The organism is Rhodospirillaceae bacterium, from assembly GCA_018660465.1.
Lineage (GTDB): Bacteria > Pseudomonadota > Alphaproteobacteria > Rhodospirillales > JABJKH01 > JABJKH01.
On record JABJKH010000002.1, the window covers coordinates 1 to 19,833 of the forward strand.

Below are 19,833 nucleotides of genomic sequence, written 5' to 3' on the forward strand. Positions count from 1 at the left end.
CTTCTGTTATCGATTTCAAATCCGGCAATCGAATTCGTAATGACGCCCGTATTCTCGGCCAATGAACAAAACCTCTCTGCAGCACCGGTTAATATCATTACATATTTGAGAGAGTCGTTGCCAGCGAGATTACCATCAGCGACAAAACCGTAGGCTATAAATTTTCGTTGAAACTTGGTATTATCTGGTTACGCACGTTAATCGAATTAGCTGATATTGTCGTCTGGCCGACATGGGCGTTCGATTCCAGATGATACTGTGCTGATAATTCGGCTCCGTTTTTAGAGGCCGGACAATAACGAACAATGACAATTAAATTTGATGACATGGAGGAACCAAGATGAGAAAAATACTTTCGATTGGGCTTGGTCTGATGCTGACGGGTATGCTCGCAGGGCCCACCGTTGCCGCCGATTATCCAAGCCGTCCTATTACGTTTATGACCATGACGCAGCCTGGCGCGCAGATTGATCGCCTTACCCGCGGTTTGTCACAGCGCTTTAGCAAAATTCTCGGGCAACCGATCAACGTCAAAAACATCACCGGATCTCATGGTACCGTGATGGCAACCTCATTGAGCAGGTCCAAGGCGGACGGATACTCCATCGGCGTCACGTCGTTGACCGCCTACACCTATGCGCTTCACCACGCTAAGCTGACATACAAGATGAGCGATTTCGATTATCTGACCCTGGTGGCACTGAACTCCAGCGGCTTCATCGCCAAGGCCGACGCGCCTTGGAAAACCTTGAAAGAAGCCTTCGCCTGGGCCAGAAAGAACAACAATTCGACGATGCCTGCCATGTTCCACGGTGCCGATGACCGTGACGCGCTTATGCGCATGGCCAAAAAGGAAGGCGTGAAACTTGCGCTGGTTCCGAGTAAGGGCGGACCGTCCGTGATCAAGGCAGTGACCGGTGGCCATGTAAAAATAGGCTATGTTGGTGCCATTCTCTACAAGTTCGTGGAAGCCGGTAAGATCAAACTTATCGCAGCCGCGTTGGGCAACAGGCTTCCGCCGATCCCTGACGTACCGACCTTGAAAGAACAGGGCTATGACGAGCAGGTCGAGATGATCGTCGCTCTGGTTGCGCCGAAGGGCATCGATAAGAATGCCAAGGCAAAACTGCTGGCAGCTGCCGACAAGCTGGCGAAAGACCCCGAAACCAAAACCTTTATCACCAAGAACCTTTTGATGCGCCCGGTGAAGTGGGGTGAAGGTCACGCTGACCAGACGGTAAAGGATCTTTACAAGACCTTCGGCGAACAGGCGAAAAAGTAAAATTTGCAACAAATTGAAGTGATCCGGTTGATTTGACCGGGTCACTTCGTTTGTGGCGAATTAATAAAATATCGATGTCGACAACGCTCAATGAGTGCCGGGCGGCACTGGGCGGTCGATAGACGGTCGATTCCGGGGGAAGATGGTTTGACACGATTACAAAGAGACACGGTTGCATACCTTCTGATATCGGCGTTTTGCATCCTGATGCTGTCTTGGGGAATTCCCACCTACACGCCCCCCTATCCGGGCTACGGCGCGTCACCCGCCCTGGTGCCCAATGTTTCCATATCCGTTATTTTGGTGATGTCGTTTCTTGTCTTGGTGCGCAACGCCGTTGCCAAGTTTAAGGACAAACCATTACCGCCCGGAGAGAGTGAATTTCCTGAAGACGCGCAAACAACAGGGTTCACGCAGGTCGGCAGGGTCAAGCTAGGCCATCTTCTCGGCTTCATGGTTCCCTGTGCCTTGCTTGTCATCGGCATTGAATACATCGGGTACGTACCCGCCGCATTGTTGTTTATGCTCGCCATTCAGTATGTGATCGGCACAAGAACATTCGTACAGCCGGTCATCGTCTCTTTTACCGCCGTCGCGGTTTTGTATGTGACCATGCGTTACGGCTTCGGCGTTCCAATTCCGGGACCTCCGCTTTTTTAAACGAATAAATGAACAACCGAGATTTACAACAATGGAAATGATCGTCGCGGGATTGCTGGATTCCATTTCGCCAACCAGTCTGATGTTCGTATTTCTCGGCGTCGCCATCGGCGTTTTGATCGGCGCGATCCCCGGCATCAATGGTCCAATGGCCATCGCGCTTTTTATACCGGTCACTTATTACATGTCAGCTCTGACCGCGATCGGATTTCTAATTGGCCTGAACAAAGGGGCTTTTTTTGGCGGCGCGGTTTCGGCAGTGCTATTGCGAACACCGGGAACGCCCGAGGCGGCGGCAACGGCGTGGGACGGCTATCCGCTGACCCAGCAGGGCAAGGGCGAAAAAGCGCTCAGGATGGCGCTATACAGTTCTGTTGCCGGCGATTTCATTTCGACAGGTGTTCTAATCGTCATCGCCGCCCCTCTCGCCGCGGTGGCGCTGTTCATGGGGCCGGCAGAGATATTTGCGCTGATCTCTCTGGCGTTAACAGTGATCGCAGGTATCGGTACCAGTTCGATTTGCCGAGGCCTGATGGCCGCAAGTTTAGGCTTGGCTATTGGCATGATCGGTACCGAGCCCGTCACAGCATTACCCAGGCTAACCTTCGACATCTATCAGCTAGGTGCCGGTGTGAAGTTAATTCCCGTGGCAATCGGCCTGCTCGCATTTTCAGAGATATTGATCCAGCTTGAAAGAATCGTTCTCAAAGGCGTCAGTGAGCACGCACCGAATGTGTTCTCGAGTAAGAAAGAAGACCGCTTCCTTTCGTGGAAGGAGTTCATTGGCAATTACAAAACACTCCTACGGGGGACCTCCATCGGCATCGGCGTCGGTGCTATGCCGGGTCTTGGCGCGCCGGTCGCGTCGTTTATGTCTTATGACCAAGCGATGAAGCGCTCACCCCACCGCGATGAATTTGGCAAGGGCCGACTTGAGGGAATTGGGGCATCTGAGTCCGCTAATAGCGCGGTCGTCGCAGCCAGTCTAATTCCCCTGTTTGTCTTGGGGATACCCGGCAACCTAGCCGTTGCCATGCTGATGGGTGCGTTCATGATTCACGGGATGCAGCCCGGGCCGTTGATGTTTCAGGAAAATGCCCAGCTCATGTACGGTGTGTACGGCAGCCTCGTCATCGCCAGTTTTTTCCTTTTCATCATCGGTCGGTTCGGGCTGAGATTCTTTTGCAAGGCCGTCGAAATTCCGGCGTCGATCCTTTACCCCGTTATCATTTTTACCTGCATCATGGGATCCTACCTGGGTCAATCATCGATGTTCGATGTTATGGTCATGCTAATATTTGGCGTCATCGGCTACTTCATGCGTAAATTCGATTTTTCGTATGTTGCCTTCCTAATTGGTTTTATCCTTGCCCCCGAATGGGAGCGCGCCCTACAGCAGGTGGTGATAATTTCACAGCTCGACACCTACATGTTCTTCCGTCGCCCTGTTGCAATAGTGCTAATGGCACTGACATTATTCGTTATTGGAAGGACATTCTGGACCGGTGTGAAAGCAAAAGTATAGCTGCGCAATGCTGACAGTGACGATACCTGATCAATCTTGCCTATTTTGTCGTCTACGCGACAGGAGCGTCCGCAACGTATTGGTACAATCGGGCAATTGACTAATTTTAACAACGTCCCCAAAGGACTCGACCAGGCACCACACCTATTGCCCACGGTCCGGCGGATTAAATAAGAAAAAATAGCGAGGATACGAACATGGCAGAAAATCCCCCAGGTGATGGCTGGTTCCAGCCCTATATGACCGACGCGGAACTGAAGGAAAAATTGGGCGACGACTACGTTGCACCCGTGGGCCTTTATAAGAAAACCAAGGAGATGTCATTCCTGGGTAGTGTCAACTGCACAACGACAGAACTGACCTGTGGTGAATGGACTGAGATCGTTCTTGATTACGAGGTGGGTGCGTCCGGCATTGCCGATGGTGCTTGGATCAAGGCGACATTCAAGTTCTATTCCGATTGGGCTCTGTTCCAAACCACCGATCCGGCAGGTGCGAATTATGTGTCCGCCGAATATCAGGCAGGCCCGTGCGCCGAGGGTCAGGTGCCAGCAACGGTCCAGTCATTAAAGGTTCGTTTCGACCAAAAAGGCCATGAACGGCCGTTCCAGAAAGCCATTATCGTCGATACAGTGGATGGTTACGTGAAGCCGGGCGACCACATCATTATGCGTCTGGGCGACCGCCGTGGCGGCGGCGCGGGGACGCGGGTCCAGACCTTTACCGAAAAGGGTTTTCGCTTTCGCTTCTACATCGACCCCTTGGGCACATCCCGTTTTTGCGATATTCCCGGCGACGTGGTCATCGACATCAATCCGGGTGCGGCGGAGCATCTGGTCATTGCTGGAACCCGCATGGTCCGTTCCGGCGAGGCGGCAAACCTAGGTATTCGCGCTGAAGATGCCTGGGGTAACACCTGCTACGATAATGCCTGCCAATTCGCTGTCACGGCTACCCGCGACGGCAAGACCATCTATGAAGGAACGTTGGATGCTAATACCGATGGCTGGTGCTTCGCTGGCATCGATGACATCCCGACGGGAGATCAAGGCGAAATCGAAATCACCGCCTCCATGGTTGGGCGGCCCGAGGTGAAGGGCGCGACTTTCTATCTCACGGTTGATGATGTCGCCCCCGCGCCGCGCCTCTTTTTTGGCGACCTGCACGTCCATTCGGACAACACGGTCGGCATTAACGATACGACCTATAACATTTCCTATGGGCGGGATATCGCACGGCTTGATTACTTCGGCTATACGGCCAACGATTTTCAGATCACCAAAGACAATTGGGATGACGATGTGGAGATCATCGATTCCATTAACGAGGATGGTCGGTTCGTGGCCTATCCGGGCACCGAATGGTGCGGAAATTCTTCCGCCGGTGGCGATCACAACGTGGTCTTCCTGCACGGTAAGAAGCCGGAATTCCCCTTCGACGCCAAGGGCAACATTGCGCGGTCGTTCGAGTGGAACGAAGACATGGACGCCGATACTATTATGCCTGGTGCCTGGCCACTTGAGGAACTGTGGGCGACCTATATCCACGACCCGGAAGGCCATTTGATGATGCCGCATGTCGGTGGGCGGCGCTGCATCATGGATTGGTATCATCCGACCATGGACCGCTTGGTCGAGATCGGCTCAGCCTGGGGGCACTTCCCCTGGCTTTACCAGGATGTTGCGGCGCGGGGCTACAAATTGGGCGTCTCGCTTAACGGGGATGAGCACCGGGGCCGCTGCGGCGGCGGCGTGCCGGGAACGGCCGTATTTGGCACCAAGGGCGGCGTCACCGGCTTGGTCTGCGATAGCCTGGACCGCAAGACCGTCGGCAAGGCGCTTCGCGCACGGCGGACCTGGGGCACCACGGGAGAGCGGCTTGTGGCCTTCAGCTGGTGCGGCGATAACCTAATGGGAGACGAGTTCGACCACAAAGGACCTGCCAAGATCGAATACCGGTTCCTGGGCGATGCCGGCTGGGATGAGATTTCTCTGTTCGATCAGACGGGTATCATCGCCACCCGCAACCTTCAGGAAGAGGCCGGATATTCGGATGGGAAGATCAGAGTCCGGTTCGGTGGCGCGCGTATCCGAGACCGTTACCGCTGGGCTGATTGGCGGGGTAGGATCGACATCCGGAACGGAGTCATCCACAGCTTTAAAGGGCTAGGACTTGAGCATAAGGAAGAAACTGTCTGGCGGGCAGGACCGACTGAGATCGGCTTCCGCACCGACACCTATGGTGATACAGACGCCGTAGAAATTGACATGTCCCATCTGGAACAGGCAACCATCAAGGTCTCGGGCCAGATACATGGTTACGTCAAGGTCGGCAACCCGTTGGATGGCAATCCCTTCGTCCATAGCCCTGAATTCGAGTTGGAAGTTTCTGGCGCTGATCTCTTGAACGAAGGTATCGTTCGCAAGGAACTGGGTGGCGTCGAACTATTCGTTGCCATTGAACGCATGTCTGGCACTGAGATGCAGCGGGATGTTTCCGGCAGTTTCGAGGTGGATGCGGCCAATGGCCCACACGGGCACCGTCCAGTCTGGATACAGGGTCGGCAGCGCGACGATGGCAAGGCCTGGACGTCGGCCATGTATATTACGTTTTAGTTCAGCCGTATACGCTAAGTGTTTGAAGAAACACACCGTCACCGGTGTCTAGAATCTGTTGTTTATCTATCGGACAGGCCTTGCTCCAATAGCGAGGCAAAGATAAACATCGTCTTCGCTCACGTAAAACTATTTTCATCATGTGGGTATAAACATGGGTAACAGATTATACTTAAGGCATGGATATCCCTTTGAATCCTGCACCTGATCAAAACGAAAACGACGAGGCTATTGAGGCCGCCCAGTCTGTTATGGCAGCGCATATCAAGGCTTTGAATGCTGGCGACGAAGCGGCGCTGACTGCGACTCTGCATTTTCCGCACTATCGGCTTTCGGGTGGACAATTAAAGACCTGGGAAGAACCTGCCGATTATTGGCCTGATTTTCTTGCCCGCGCCGGTGACGAATGGCACCACACCGTTTGGGACTCGCTTGATGTTATTACGGCGGAACCGGAAAAAGTTCATTTGAACGTGCGCTTCACACGCTATCGAGAGAACGACTCCGTGCTCAGTCAATTTGGCTCGATTTGGGTAATCACCAAACTTGACGGAATTTGGGCAGCGCAATTACGATCCTCGTTCGCACCCTAAGCAAGGTTACGTCGGAGTCGCGTCAGGATACTTTCGCTTATGCCGCATGACCGAGACAGAGCGGAAAATCATCACGCCAAAGCCAACCACCAGGAATGCCAACGCGACAGGCTCCTTCACAAAAATCAGGATTCCGTCATCAGATAACAAGAGGGCTTGGCGGAAGGATTCTTCCATATTGTTGGCGAGCACGAAGGCGATGACGAACGCAGCCGCACTAAACTCTGTGCGCCGCATGCCATAGCCAACGATGCCAAATATGAGCGCAATTCCAACATCCAAGATACTCGCACGACTCGAATAAGAGGCGGCAATAGATGTGAGAAAAATAAACGGATAGAGCATACGCGGCGGTAGATAGGAAATCATGCGGCCAATAAACGGCCCGCCCCAATAGCCCATGACACCATAGACGGCGATGCCGAGTAGCCCTGCCGCAAAGAGCGCATAAATCAACTGACGGCTGTGAGGCGTGTCAAAGATCGACGGCCCAACTTGAATGCCATGAATAAGAAAGACGCCAATCAGGATGGCTGCCACTGTACTGCCCGGTATGCCGAGCGTTAACAGCGGGATCATCGAGGGACCAGACACCGCGTTATTGGAGGATTCGGGTGCTGCAATTCCTTCGACGATGCCAGTGCCCCATTCCTCAGGGTTCTTGGAGCGGCGTTTCTCCTCGCCATAGGCCACAAAGCAGGCAACCGATGAACCCAGCCCCGGCATCATGCCGATAAAGGAGCCGATAAATGAGGACCGGATCATGATCGGGAAACATCGCTTGAACTCTGCCCAAGTCAAATGATTGGCGTCCGGGTTTCCTATATCTATTTCACCGAGACCATCCAATTTATCTTTTGCAGACTTTTCAGCCTGGATGATGACCTCTGAGATAACAAAGACTCCAATCAACAACGGAACCAACGCCATTCCTTCGTCTAACTCATTAAATCCCATAGTCATGCGCGGTGCATTGGTAATGGTATCAAGCCCGACGAGGGCGACAAAGCCACCTAAAAGAGTCGAGAGAATCCCCTTGATGACAGATTTCCCTACGACAGACCCAATAACGATAAAGGCCATGACATAGATCGCGAAGTATTCGGTTGGGCCAAATGTTTTGGTGTAGCTGGCAATGAGGACCGCGCCAAAGATAAGAATAAACTCACCGATGTAATCACCAATTATGGACGCAATTGTCGCGGTCTTAAGCGCCTTCCCTGCCTCGCCACGAACGGTCATCGGATAGCCGTCCTGCATGGTCGCTGCTGATGCAGCGGTGCCGGGCGTATTAAACAAGATCGCGGCAATAGATCCGCCGTACCGACCAGATTTTCCAATGACGTAGAGAAACGCGAGTGCCGGCAAAGCATCCAAATGAAAAGAGAGCGGCAGCAGCATCGCGATCGCTGCGGCAGCTGTCAGTCCCGGCAAGGCCCCCGCGACAATTCCGACCAATCCGGCAAGAAAAACAAAAAACACTGCCTCAAGATCGGAAAACAAGTGAACGAAACCGCCAAGTAGGTCTAACATTATGGAAAGTCCTTATCGAATTATTTGGGCGATCAATTGCCGGAAATCAAATTGGTTAGAGCCGTTACATCTAAAAGTTCACCTGCCGGATCATGCAGCCCCATCAAGCCCATGAACACATACTGGTAGACCACAGTACCAATCGCCGGAACCAATATAAGTGTACGCGGATTGCGGTTCCCGAAGGCGAACATAATGAGGAAAAGAGATCCCAGCGTTGCCACAAAATAGCCAAACCCAATGAACAAAATAATATAAACAATCCCGCAGCCAATCACGGAGAATACGCGGGTGATGTTTGAATCGGCAAACCCGTAGTCATCTTCTACGTACACATCGTCGTCTGACCCATTGCCGTTTTCAATCGAATTGAATCTCAGTGCGACAAAGGAAATTAGCGCGCCCAACAAGATCATCGTTACGGCGATGAACATCGGAACGGCCCGGGGACCAATTTCATGAGACTTCGGATTAATATCCCAGGCAAGGATTGCAAAAAACAGGCCGACCACGACAACAACCGCCGTTACGCCTAATTCAATCTTAGTTCGGTAACTCAGAGTCGACATATTACTCTTTACCCTTGTCACATGCGAAAGCGACGCAGGTGGACACGAAACTCGTGCCCACCTGCTGCTCAGAAATTAAAACGTGGTTCTTTTATTGATAGCCTTTGATTTTCTTGATGACCGGTCCAAGTGTGGCATAGAGCGCATCAAGCTTCTTAACGCTGTTCGCGGCCGTTACGTGGAAGGCAGCAAGGCCCGATTTTTTCATGTACTTTTTGAAGCCTTTGATAGCAGCGACGCCTTTGACAGCGGCTTCAAGCTTACTCGTGACATCAGCAGGCAAGCCCTTGGGTCCCCAGAGACACATCGGTCCTGCAACATCCAACGCTGGCAAGTTCTGCTCACCGAAAGTTGGTACCTTCTTATTAGCTGGGTCACGCTTAGAGATAGGCACCCCGACTGCATGAATTTCTTTTTCAAAGCCTTTAACCAGATGCACGCCAATGAAACCAACATCAACTTTGCCTGCAACCAGTGCATTACGCGACTTTGAACCGCCCTTGAACGGAATAACTTGGTGTTTGATGCCAACGGTATCAAGGAACAAATGTCCAATTGATGCATGCATGGTTGCCGCACCGGATGTCGACCAGCGAATTGTCTTACCACTCGCCTTGGCCATCTTCACCCAATCCGCCGCCGTCTTTGCAGGGTTTGATTTTTGCAGCAACATTGCCGTGACCAACTGAGTCATGCACCCGATGCTGGTGAAATCTTTACGGGGATTAACCGGTGCGTTCTTACTCGCCATATCCGCAGCCGCGAAGGTGCCCGAATTGATGATGTGCAGGGTGTAGCCATCAGGCTTCGACTTCGCAGCAATCTTCGCCGCTTGCATTCCCGAACCACCAGGTCGATTAACCACAACCATGGGCATTCCATTCATGCCGGCGATCTCATGCACATAACTCGCAAAACCACGCGCGGTGGTATCGGTACCGCCACCAGCGGAAAACCCAACATAGAGCTTGATCGGTTTTGTCGGATAGTCTGCCGATGCGGTGCCTGCAGCACCTATCGCCATTACAACGCCCAGCGATAGGATACCGCTAGATTTGAGTAAATTCATAAATTTCATTTTTTGTCCTCCCAGACAGGTTTAATTTGGAATTCTTAATTTGTCGCCATAACGACGCTAAAGCCGACATTCAGGATATCAAGGTAGCTCTCTCGAAAACGTCTGTCTACGTTTGTAATTTATATTCGATCAAAATCCATCATTCCGGTTCACCCGTATCAGGGTTAAATCGGGATTCAGGTTTTACCCCCGGCCTTTGTTGGCTAAGGCTAATGTTACCGTTCTCAATATAGTCCCCAGCGGCGGCGCGAGTGGCGGCCTCGTCCCATACTGTGTGCCAAGCGCCCAATGAATACCCGTGCCAAGGGGATTGTGGGGTCAGGTGCGGCAACTGCATTTCTTCCCAGATTACCTTCGCCCGTTCCATGTATTCGCGTCCCGGCAGAGCCAGCGGCGGCATGGGTGATTTCATCGTCGCATCTATTAGCAAGGTCGAATCTTCCTCACCCGCGTGCTCCCGCTTGGGGCCATGCCCCTGCCCACGATGCGGCACAAGCTGCATATCCTTGATGGGGTTCGAACGATAGGCCATCGCCCATAAGATCGAGTCAGGACTTTCAACATCAATATCGTCATTCACGGCGATACAGATCTTGCCGCAATCACCCTTGAAGAAAGCCGCGCCGTTGAGGGCACGCCAAATCTCCGTAGGGGCCACACCGTTTTCCATGGTCACGACTGTGACCCGCAGAAGACCCGTTAGGGGTTCATGCAACGATACCTTCTTGACGCCCTTGATGCTCATGGTGTCGCGCAGGTGATGTAGGAACAAGGGCTCATAAGCAACCCGTTTGATCACGCTCGATTCGCTGGGAGCGACTTGGCTAATATAGGACGGCACCACAGCATCACGACGGCGGGTGACGGCCGTGACGCGCATTGGCATGTTATATTCTTCCAGCGCGATATGGCCATGGGATTCACCGAAAGGACCTTCGGGCTCGACATGGGTGACGTCGATATATCCTTCGATAACGATCTCTGCCTCGGCAGGCACCATCAAATCCACAGTCTTCGCCTTAACAATATTGATTGGCGCGCCTGCCAGCCCGCCCGCAACGTTGAATTCATCTAGGTCAATGGGGAGCTTTTGCGGCCCCATGAAAGCGACATAGGGCGGGCAGCCAAGGACGACGGCAATCGGCATTTCCGTGTCGCCATTCTTTTGATGTTTAAGATAATGCTGATACCCGCCGGCGCCGCCAACTCGGGTCGCCATACGCACCACCATGCGATCCGGCGCTTTTAAGGCGGCGCGGTATGTCCCCATGTTCTGCACCCCGGACTCAGGGTCCTTGGTAATGACATTGGTCGCGCTTAGCGTCGGGGCTGCATCAAATCCCGGCGTCGAAATTGGGATCGGCAGGACATCAACGCCGTGGCCTTCTTCGGACAGAACATCCCCGGTTTCAACGATGTCATGGCAGGCGCCTTCATCAACCACCTTAGGTGGGATCGGATTAGCAATCGCATCGGACCATTTTTTGGGGATATCTTCTAGGTCGCAGTCCATGCCGGTCGCATAGATTGCACGGTTTGCGGCAATTCCGCCGACGATGACCGGAATGTCGTATTTGCGCCCTTTGCCATCAAGAATATTGGTAAACAAAAAAGCTTTACGGTCCTCTTCCTTCATGCCGCCGACGAACTGCCAGCGCACCAGGGGATGCATTTCCGTATCCTTATCGATTTCTCTCTCGACCCGGATTAAAAGGTTCTTACGCTCCAACTCATCAATATGCGCATGCAAATCTTTATAATTCGTCGTGTTACTCATTCTCTTGCCTTCTTCGTCATTCCTTGCAGACTAGAGCACACCGTAAGCCGGGATAGCAAAGTAGAGCAAGTTCGATTCCATCAAAATTGAAAGAGTCTTAAATGCCGCATCATACTTACCGCCAAGACCTCATGGGGTCCGCCAGTGTTGAACCTTCAGGCAGTTTTGAGGCGGGCACTTGGCATTCCTTCACAGTGACCTATACCTGCGGCAAGTTCGGCATTGATGATCGCGGTAACATAAAAATGTGTTTCCGCGGCCATGCGGATCAAACCAAGCTGCAGTTCGATGATCCCAAGGCACCAGGTTACACCACCGTTGAAGCTTCGACAGGCATTCCGATAGAGCTTGCTTTTGAGCACCGGCGAAACACCCGTCCCTGGAACTACTCACTCTTAATTCGCTGCAATCGCTATTTGACCGAAGGCGACACGTTGACAATTTGCATCGGTGATCCGAGCCAAGGCTCCCCCGGCATTCGTCTCCAGACCATGGTCGAGCCGACCTTTGAATTCCAAATCATTGCCGACCCGTTTGCGTGTTATGATTTTATTCCACTGCTTCCAGAAAATCAGGCGACGATCAATGTCGTCTCTGGGCCGGCCGTGAGTTGGAAAGCAATTTTACCCACCCTTCGCAGAGCAGGTGAGCCTTTTCGGCTTTGCCTCAAATCTGAAGACGTTTGGGGTAACCCAAGCGATCAGGGAACTGAAACAGTAAAATTAGAAGCCGTTGGGCCTTTGAAAGGCCTGCCTGAAACCATTGCAATTTCCAAAGGCGAATTCACGGTCATCATCGATGATCTTGTGGTCGAGGAAGAAACAGACGTTTATGTGAATATTCTCAGCCAAGACGGCTCTCTCCTCACTCGATCCAACCCGTTGCGGTCGAAAGCAAACACCTCCGTCAGCCATTACTGGTCCGATCTGCATGGTCAGTCCGAAGAATCCATCGGCACCAACTCTTGTCGTGAATATTTTGAATTTGGCCGTGACAAAGCGTTCTTGGATATCTGCGCCCATCAAGCCAATGATTTTCAAATCTCAGATGAATTTTGGGCGGAGATAAACTCACTTACCAAAGAATTTAATGATCCGGGAACGTTCGTAACCCTGCCTGGATATGAATGGTCGGGAAACACCAGCCTCGGCGGGGATCATAACGTTTGGTACCGGGACGAAGGACGCCCCATCTATCGGTCCTGCCGCGCGCTTGTCTACGATACGACACACCCCGAAAATGATGCCCATAGTGCCAATGATCTATTTGTGAAGCTGAAGGACGAAGACGCCCTAGTTACCGCCCACATCGGCGGGCGGTATGCGGATGTTAAGTACGCGCACAATGCCAAGATCGAACCATCGGTAGAAATTCATTCTGCCTGGGGGTCGTTCGAATGGATCGTTCATGACGCCTTCGATGCCAATTACCGTGTCGGCATTGTTGCCTCCAGCGATGGCCACAAAGGGCGACCCGGGGCGAGCTACCCAGGCGACGCGTCCTTCGGATCCTACGGCGGTCTCACCTGCCACCTATTAGAGACCTTTGATCGGGATGGATTATTCGAAGGATTTCGGCGGCGCCATCACTACGCGACGACGGGTGCGCGAATGTATCTGAGCGCGGGCGCGGAGTTTGACAGTGAGGCTACAGTCTTCCTGCGTAATCCCGAACTTGGCGACGTTGAAAGCGAGCCCACGACATCGGCAATCATGGGTGACATTGTTCAAACCAATGAGGACGAGGTTACTTACACCATTGATGTGGTTGGCTCTGCCCCGCTTGAGCGGATCGACCTCAGAGATGGCCACGATACCTTCGAGACCATTCGCGCCTATGATGAAGCATCCTTAGGGAACCGCATTCGTATTGTTTGCGAAGGTGCCAACTACCGCGGACGCGGACGCAACGTAAATTGGGATTGCACCGCGACTTTCGACACCGCAAAAGTTAAGCGCGTCAAAGGATATAATTTCTGGAATGCCGAAAAACAAGCCGGTCAAACATCTGATAACATCGTTCAATGGCAATGCGTCACCACGGGTGGATACTCTGCCGTCGACATTTGGCTTGAGGACGGTGCTGCGGGCACGCTTAAAATTAACAGTAATATTGTCGATGCAGAAATCCCGCTCGCGGACATCGGTCTAGAAGATATTACCTATGATTGCGGCGGTCTGTTTAAGGCGCTTCGTGTCTTCCGACTGCCGGATGAAAACACCACGTATGATATGAAACTTCAGCGAAAGGTGAAACTACGCGAAGACGGTGATACCCGCCTGTATTGCCGCGTCACCCAAGAAGACGGCCACCAAGGTTGGAGCAGTCCGATCTACCTGTTTAAAAAATAGTTAGAGTGGTTTGACACCTTCGACTGTCACGCGATGCATGCGGCGGCGCTGGCCTGCATAGTCATCGACAGCCAAATGTTTGGTACAACGGTTGTCCCATATAACCAGTGTTTGGGGCTGCCAATCTACGCGGCATGTAAACTCAGGAAGCACGGCGAAGGTACTTAGATAATCGATTAAGGGCGTGCTTTCTTCGACCGTCATATCCTTGAATCGCAGGGTATGAGACTTGCTGACATAGAGCGCCTTTTGCCCGGTTTCAGGATGGGTACGCACAACAGGGTGTTCAGATTCAAATGTCTCTATCTCTGCCTGAACGGCATCCTTTAGCCCATCAAGGCTTTTCATTTTCTCAGCTCGCTTACCGTCGTAGCCCTTTTCCGAACTGTAGATCGCGGTAAGGCCTTTTAGCATTTCCTTCATGCCGTCGGATAACGCATCGTAAGCCAGATACATATTGGTAAAAAGTGTATCGCCACCGACGTCCGGCACCTCATGCGCATAAAGCAGTGTTCCCATATCCGGGCACTCGCGGTAGGCCGTATCGGAATGCCAGTTGCCGCCGAAGTTAACTTCGTCCTCCGCCGTCTTCAACAATTCGTGGACTTCCGGTGCGCCGTCGAGACCTTGAAGAAATGGGTAAATTGCCGGTTTCCCAAAAAGGCCCGCAATCTCAACCTGCTTTTCCGGCGTCAATTTCTGATCGCGAAAGACAATGACCAGATTATCCAGAAACGCCTGATGAATTTCGTCGCGCATCTGATTGCTCAGGGGAGCAGACAAATCAATATTTCCGACTTCCGCCCCCAATGCCCCGGCGAGAGGCCTGACTTCGATTGTCTGAAATGTCATTGTACGTCCTAAGAAATACCGAATAATTTTGCTGCGGTTTCGCCAACAATCATATTTCTTTGTGGGTCAGTGAAGCCTGCTTCATCAATCACTTTTAAGGGAGTCATGTCGCCAATCGGGAACGGGTAATCTGATCCCAGAATGACTTTATCGTGCCCACATGATGAACATAAAAAATTGAGCGCGTCTGGTGCAAAGAGAACACTGTCGAAGTAAAGCTTCCGAAAACTTGCCACGGGGTCACTATATTGCCCCGGATGGATTTCATAATTTTTTGCCAGCCGTCCCATCATATAAGGAATGGCCCCACCGCCGTGCGATAGAACAAATTTCATTCCCGAATACTTCAGGAAATGTCCGGAAAATAATAGCCTAGAAACAGCCGTCGTCGTGTCAGTCCCGCGCCCAACGGCGTTCATCAGCGCAAAATCATTTAGGCGCGGATCACCACAGCCAAACATGGGATGCAGATAAACCGTGGCACCCAAGCCAGACGCCGCTTCCCAAAATGGATCGAGATCAGGATCATCCAGATTGCCTGAGATGCCGTTCGGTTGAGTGCCGATCATGACGCCTTTAAACCCACCCGCCATCGCTTCTTCCAAAACTTTAGCGGCACGCTTGCCATCTTGCATCGGAACTGTGGCAAGAGGATATAAACGATTGATGTTGTCTGTGCCCGTCATCTGGAATTCATTCATGAACCGGCACCAGGACTCGCCTTCTTCCGCTGGTAGTTCATACCCAAAGCTATCGAGCCAACCGCCGACGACCTGAGCATCAATCGATTGATCATCCATCCATTCCAGCCGCATGTCGGTATCGCGAAGCTTTGGGGACAAGGGTCGGGTTGGGCTGCCACCACAAAATGCCAGTTGAAACTTGCCGTCTTCCTGCAACAAATCTATGGAAGGAAATCGGTCAATCTGTGTCTTGAGCGCAGCCAGCATGGACTGTGGTGTGTAATGGGCGTGGGTATCGATAATCACGTGTCGGACTCCGTCGTAATGAGTTCATGAATTTTGTTAATGCGCATGGGCAGTTCGTGAATGGATTTCCCCAAAGGCTCAAGCGCATCGTTGATGGCACTTGAGATTGCCGCAGGCGCGCCTAAGTAGCCACCTTCGCCAGATCCCTTTTGACCATGGGATGTCAGTGGTGAGGGCGTGCAATGTTCGACGTCCTGAACCGGCGGCATTTCATAGACCGACGGCATCAGATAATCCGCAAAAGTGGAAGTCAGAAACTGCCCATCCGGCGCATAGGAAAACTTTTCAAACAAAGCGGCACCAATTCCATGTGCGAGCCCTCCGATCATCATGCCGCGGACGATGTCAGGATTAATCACCGTGCCGCAATCGTGGCCAACCACATAATTTAAAATTTCAACTTTGCAGGTACCGGGATCAATTTCGACGTAAGGAATGTGAGCTTGAAAAGAAAAGCAGGGATATATCTGCACGCGGTTCCTCTCATCTGGAAGCTTCCCCCCGCCCGGAACTTGGAAAACGTATTCAGCGTGAAACCCCGGCTCCATTCCGTCGGGCAACTTGTGGTAAGACCGATGCGCGATAAAACAAATTTCCTGCCACGTTAGTTTTTGGCCTGGGTCCCCGCGGACAAATACGTTGCCTTCCGAATATTCTAAATCTTCGACCGGACGGTTTAAGTTGAACGCAGCGATCTTCATCGCTCGGTCCTTAATTTTCTGTGCAGCACCTGCCGCCGAACTGCCGAGCATGATCGCCATTCGACTGGCGACTGGGCTACGGGTCGGCGGACCATTCAGGGAATCCGCATGTACAATACGAATGTCATCAGGATCGAATTCCAGTTCCTCTCCCAAAATAGTGGAAAAAAGAGTCTCGTGCCCTTGGCCCGACGTCGTCGTTCCCATGATACCTGTGATCTTGCCGTGCGGATCAACGCGAACTTCGCAGCCTTCCATATAAGTCGTGATCTCAGCCCCAGGCTCCATCAAGTATTCGAAGATGTTGTTGCCGCCGCTGGGCTCCAAGCAGGTCGTCACACCGATCCCTGCCCACTTCCCATTTTCGCGCGCCGTGTCGCGGCGCTTCACCAGTTCATCATACTTGGCTTTGTCGATGACCTTATCCAAGACCGCATGATAATCACCGCTGTCGTATTTTGTACCGCTTGGAATCTGATAGGGAAATTCATCGTGATTGATCAGATTACGGCGGCGAATTTCCACGCGGTCCATGCCGAGATGGCGGGCGACTTTATCAACCGCTGTTTCGATCATGAAATTGGTGGGCGCTTGGCCGAAGCCCCGAACCGGCACCTGACCCGTCTTATTCGTGGTCACGGAAATGGCTTCATAATCAACGCTGTTAATTTTATAGGGCCCCACGATTGCGCTGATCGGTTTGGCCAATTGATGGGGGCCGCGCCCAGGATAGGCACCCGCATCATCAAGCGCTCTGATCTTTAGGGACTTGATCACGCCGTCTTTGTTGAAGGCTACGTCTGTGTCAAAAATCCGATCCGGCCCATGGGCGTCACCGCTCGACATGTTGACCAGACGATCTTCGATCAAGCGAACGGGAACTCGTAACTTGCGACACAGGTAGCCAACCAAAACTGAATGTTTAATGCCCCGCTTCACGCCATAACTGCCACCAACGTCGACGTCTTGATGCAGGCGAACATTATTCAACGGATAACGAAGTGTGCTTGAAAGCAACTCGACAAAATTTGGCATTTGGATAGAGGCCCAAAGGTCGAGAATTTCTGTCCCCTCATCCCATTGCGCCAGCGCACCGAACGTTTCGATGGGCACGGTTGAGCTACGTCCCCAACGCGCCCGAAACGATAGAGTGTCATCAGCCGCCGCAAAATCGTCGTCAACTTCACCCCAAGTGAAATGTCCATGGTAAAGAACGTTGGAGCCATGGCCGGGATGCACCAATCGTGTCTTTTCCTCGAACGCCTCTTCTGGGTCCATAATTGGGTCCAACGGCTCGTAGTCGACGTCGATCAGTTCAAGCGCGTCTTCGGCGATGTAGGGGTTGTCCGCAACAACGATGGCCACCCATTCACCCACATAACGCGCTGTGCCGACGGCCAGGGGATACCACTTTACCTCTGGCAGTTTGAGACCAAGACGAATTGGATTGATGTCTTCGGCCAGTTCTTCGCCCGTCAGAACAATGTGAACGCCCGGCAATGCTTCGGCTTCCACCTTATCAATCGACAAGATCCGAGCGTTCGGGTACGGGCTTTGCAGAACTGCGGCGTGTTTCATATTCGGCAGCACAACGTCCTGAACATAATTTCCGGTTCCGGAAACAAATCGTTTATCTTCCTTCACGCGTCGTTTCTGCGAAATATAGTGCAGGTTGCTTTTCATGACGGCCCCGCTTCCATCTTGCGGCTGGCCGCCAACTGAATGGCCTCGATGATCTGCACATACCCGGTACAGCGACAGAGATTCCCGCCAATGGCTTCCTTGATATCATCAACCGACGGGTCTTTGTTCGATTCGAGAAGCGCGTGAGCGGAGATCAACATCCCCGGCGTGCAATATCCGCACTGCATGCCATGAGCATCACGAAAGGCATCTTGTAGTTCGCCGGTCGAGCCATCCTCATTACACAGGCCTTCGACTGTAGTGATGGCATGGTTATGAGCCTGCACCGCCAGCATGAGGCATGACCGGAGTGGTACGTCGTCAACCAGCACCGAACACGCACCACAAACTCCGTGTTCACACCCCATGTGTGTTCCCGTCAGGCCGATTTCGCTGCGCAAGAAATCCAGCAAGGACATGCGAGGTTCTACTGACCCCGCGACCTTTTTCCCGTTCACGGTGACGACAATGTCGTGCTTACTCATTGCGCGTCTCCATTTGCATCCGCCACCGCATCATTTATGGCTCTCTCCGCCAAGATCTCCGCTGTGTGTCGCCGATAATCCGCACCGGCGTGTTGATCGTCAAAGGGATCGATGGTCTTTGAAATTTCCTGCAATGCAGACTGAATAACCTCCGCGTCAATCTTATTCCCAACTAATTTGGCTTCCAAACCCGGGATTCTGACGGGTCGATCATGCGCCCCGCCAATGGCAACCGCGGCCCCAGTGCAGACATCCTTATCATTTAGGTGGATTTGCGCAGCCGCAGCGACAATCGCGAAGTCCCCGTGCCGCTCGTTGACTTCGTGAAAGCTCGTGCCAACGCGTTGGTCGTCTACCCGACACGGGAAATGGACACTCACCATAAGTTCATTGCTTTCACAGGCTGTCATCATGGGTCCTAGAAAAAATTCACCCATCGGAACCGTGCGACTCCCCTCAACGCTTCTGAGCGTCACATACGCATTCATGGTCAGTGCCGCCAGCGGAATTTCAGATGCTGGGTCGCCGAGAGACAGGCTACCACCGACGGTGCCGCGATTACGTGTTTGCTGGTGCCCAACGAAGGCTATTGCTTTGGCGAGTAAAGGCAATCGATTCGCAACTAGTTTCGATTCCAACGCAGCTGTCTGGCGCGTGCAGGCCTTGATAATGACTTCGTCCGCGTCCTCACTGATGCCAGCGAGTTCCTCAATTCCATTAATATCGACAACCCTCTCAGGCCGAGCCATGCGCAAGGCCATCATCGGCATTAACGTCTGCCCCCCGGCAATTATCATTGCGTCGCCGTCACCGTCATCAAGAAGGGCTATGGCCTCTTCTACGGTCTCGGCAAGCGTGTACTCGAATGGCGCTGGTTTCATGGTAGGTTAGTCTCGATTGTCTTTGTTGCGCGGCCTGAGGCTTCAAGCGGGAAGCGCAACATGTGATTAGCCGACATCTTGGCGTCAATTCAGGGTGTTTTCAAGACGGCTTGAGATAGTAGGTCTCATGATCGCCGCCGCCATCAATTAATTATTTGATTCTTAGGTGTCCAATGTTAAATACGAATTTAATTTAAAATCACAAAGTCTTAAAATAGCGCGTTCTTGCTTGTTGCCGGACAATCTCTCAATATTATCG

15 protein-coding genes are annotated in these 19,833 nt (G+C 52.4%); 6 read left to right on the top strand and 9 right to left on the bottom strand.

The window, feature by feature from the left end; all coding sequences use genetic code 11:
- Nucleotides 1-340 precede the first annotated feature (340 nt).
- The 5 genes from HOM51_00185 to HOM51_00205 all read left to right on the top strand — a co-directional run bounded on the left by HOM51_00185 (nt 341) and on the right by HOM51_00205 (nt 6,675).
- The gene (locus HOM51_00185; GenBank protein MBT5032908.1) at nt 341-1,282 is read left to right on the top strand and encodes a tripartite tricarboxylate transporter substrate binding protein; all 942 of its coding nucleotides are present in this window, start codon (nt 341-343) and stop codon (nt 1,280-1,282) included.
- Between the two features lie 147 nt (nt 1,283-1,429).
- A complete protein-coding gene (locus HOM51_00190; GenBank protein ID MBT5032909.1) occupies nt 1,430-1,942 on the top strand; it encodes a hypothetical protein in 513 nt (170 codons plus the stop codon).
- A 31-nt stretch (nt 1,943-1,973) separates the two neighbouring features.
- Nucleotides 1,974-3,467 (top strand): Tricarboxylate transporter family protein, encoded by a 1,494-nt coding sequence (locus HOM51_00195; GenBank protein MBT5032910.1) that lies wholly within the window; start codon nt 1,974-1,976, stop codon nt 3,465-3,467.
- 239 nt (nt 3,468-3,706) lie between these two features.
- Nucleotides 3,707-6,082 carry a hypothetical protein gene (locus HOM51_00200; GenBank protein MBT5032911.1) on the top strand — a complete coding sequence of 792 codons (2,376 nt, stop codon included), beginning with the start codon at nt 3,707-3,709 and terminating at the stop codon, nt 6,080-6,082.
- 191 nt (nt 6,083-6,273) lie between these two features.
- Nucleotides 6,274-6,675 carry a hypothetical protein gene (locus tag HOM51_00205; GenBank protein ID MBT5032912.1) on the top strand — a complete coding sequence of 134 codons (402 nt, stop codon included), beginning with the start codon at nt 6,274-6,276 and terminating at the stop codon, nt 6,673-6,675.
- 6 nt (nt 6,676-6,681) lie between these two features.
- Here HOM51_00205 and HOM51_00210 read toward each other — a convergent pair whose 3' ends face one another.
- From HOM51_00210 to HOM51_00225, 4 genes are all read right to left on the bottom strand, one after another.
- On the bottom strand, nt 6,682-8,208 hold the full coding sequence (locus HOM51_00210) for a hypothetical protein (protein MBT5032913.1): 1,527 nt from the start codon (nt 8,206-8,208) through the stop codon (nt 6,682-6,684).
- Nucleotides 8,209-8,240: 32 nt separating this feature from the next.
- Entirely contained in the window at nt 8,241-8,777 is a 537-nt protein-coding gene (locus HOM51_00215; GenBank protein MBT5032914.1) for a tripartite tricarboxylate transporter TctB family protein, read from the bottom strand.
- Between the two features lie 91 nt (nt 8,778-8,868).
- Nucleotides 8,869-9,855, bottom strand: coding sequence for a tripartite tricarboxylate transporter substrate binding protein (locus HOM51_00220; protein ID MBT5032915.1), 987 nt, complete (start codon nt 9,853-9,855; stop codon nt 8,869-8,871).
- 139 nt (nt 9,856-9,994) lie between these two features.
- The gene (locus HOM51_00225) at nt 9,995-11,632 is read right to left on the bottom strand and encodes a UbiD family decarboxylase (protein MBT5032916.1); all 1,638 of its coding nucleotides are present in this window, start codon (nt 11,630-11,632) and stop codon (nt 9,995-9,997) included.
- Nucleotides 11,633-11,733: 101 nt separating this feature from the next.
- On the opposite strand from HOM51_00225, the gene HOM51_00230 reads away from it, so the two are divergent.
- Complete coding sequence (locus HOM51_00230) at nt 11,734-13,983, top strand: DUF3604 domain-containing protein (protein MBT5032917.1); 2,250 nt, start codon at nt 11,734-11,736, stop codon at nt 13,981-13,983.
- On the opposite strand, the gene HOM51_00235 is transcribed toward HOM51_00230, so the two are convergent.
- From HOM51_00235 to HOM51_00255, 5 genes are read right to left on the bottom strand one after another with little or no spacing between them, the layout of a single operon-like run.
- Nucleotides 13,984-14,835 (bottom strand): taurine dioxygenase, encoded by an 852-nt coding sequence (locus HOM51_00235; GenBank protein ID MBT5032918.1) that lies wholly within the window; start codon nt 14,833-14,835, stop codon nt 13,984-13,986.
- Nucleotides 14,836-14,843: 8 nt separating this feature from the next.
- Nucleotides 14,844-15,824: an amidohydrolase gene (locus HOM51_00240; GenBank protein ID MBT5032919.1), complete on the bottom strand. Its 981-nt coding sequence runs from the start codon at nt 15,822-15,824 to the stop codon at nt 14,844-14,846.
- Nucleotides 15,821-18,208 (bottom strand): xanthine dehydrogenase family protein molybdopterin-binding subunit, encoded by a 2,388-nt coding sequence (locus tag HOM51_00245; protein MBT5032920.1) that lies wholly within the window; start codon nt 18,206-18,208, stop codon nt 15,821-15,823. Before HOM51_00245 ends, HOM51_00240 begins: the two co-directional genes overlap by 4 nt.
- A complete protein-coding gene (locus tag HOM51_00250) occupies nt 18,205-18,693 on the bottom strand; it encodes a (2Fe-2S)-binding protein (GenBank protein MBT5032921.1) in 489 nt (162 codons plus the stop codon). Before HOM51_00250 ends, HOM51_00245 begins: the two co-directional genes overlap by 4 nt.
- On the bottom strand, nt 18,690-19,574 hold the full coding sequence (locus HOM51_00255; protein ID MBT5032922.1) for a xanthine dehydrogenase family protein subunit M: 885 nt from the start codon (nt 19,572-19,574) through the stop codon (nt 18,690-18,692). The genes HOM51_00250 and HOM51_00255 overlap by 4 nt, the downstream gene beginning before the upstream one ends.
- Nucleotides 19,575-19,833: the final 259 nt, after the last annotated feature.

Excerpts from the sequence above, each read along its gene's own strand:
- HOM51_00185 (MBT5032908.1), top strand. The coding sequence starts at position 341 with ATGAGAAAAATACTTTCGATTGGGCTTGGTCTGATGCTGACGGGTATG.
- HOM51_00195 (MBT5032910.1), top strand. The coding sequence starts at position 1,974 with ATGGAAATGATCGTCGCGGGATTGCTGGATTCCATTTCGCCAACCAGT.
- HOM51_00200 (MBT5032911.1), top strand. The coding sequence starts at position 3,707 with ATGACCGACGCGGAACTGAAGGAAAAATTGGGCGACGACTACGTTGCA.
- HOM51_00210 (MBT5032913.1), bottom strand. The coding sequence starts at position 8,208 with ATGTTAGACCTACTTGGCGGTTTCGTTCACTTGTTTTCCGATCTTGAG.
- HOM51_00215 (MBT5032914.1), bottom strand. The coding sequence starts at position 8,777 with ATGTCGACTCTGAGTTACCGAACTAAGATTGAATTAGGCGTAACGGCG.
- HOM51_00220 (MBT5032915.1), bottom strand. The coding sequence starts at position 9,855 with ATGAAATTTATGAATTTACTCAAATCTAGCGGTATCCTATCGCTGGGC.
- HOM51_00225 (MBT5032916.1), bottom strand. The coding sequence starts at position 11,632 with ATGAGTAACACGACGAATTATAAAGATTTGCATGCGCATATTGATGAG.
- HOM51_00230 (MBT5032917.1), top strand. The coding sequence starts at position 11,734 with ATGCCGCATCATACTTACCGCCAAGACCTCATGGGGTCCGCCAGTGTT.
- HOM51_00235 (MBT5032918.1), bottom strand. The coding sequence starts at position 14,835 with ATGACATTTCAGACAATCGAAGTCAGGCCTCTCGCCGGGGCATTGGGG.
- HOM51_00245 (MBT5032920.1), bottom strand. The coding sequence starts at position 18,208 with ATGAAAAGCAACCTGCACTATATTTCGCAGAAACGACGCGTGAAGGAA.
- HOM51_00250 (MBT5032921.1), bottom strand. The coding sequence starts at position 18,693 with ATGAGTAAGCACGACATTGTCGTCACCGTGAACGGGAAAAAGGTCGCG.
- HOM51_00255 (MBT5032922.1), bottom strand. The coding sequence starts at position 19,574 with ATGAAACCAGCGCCATTCGAGTACACGCTTGCCGAGACCGTAGAAGAG.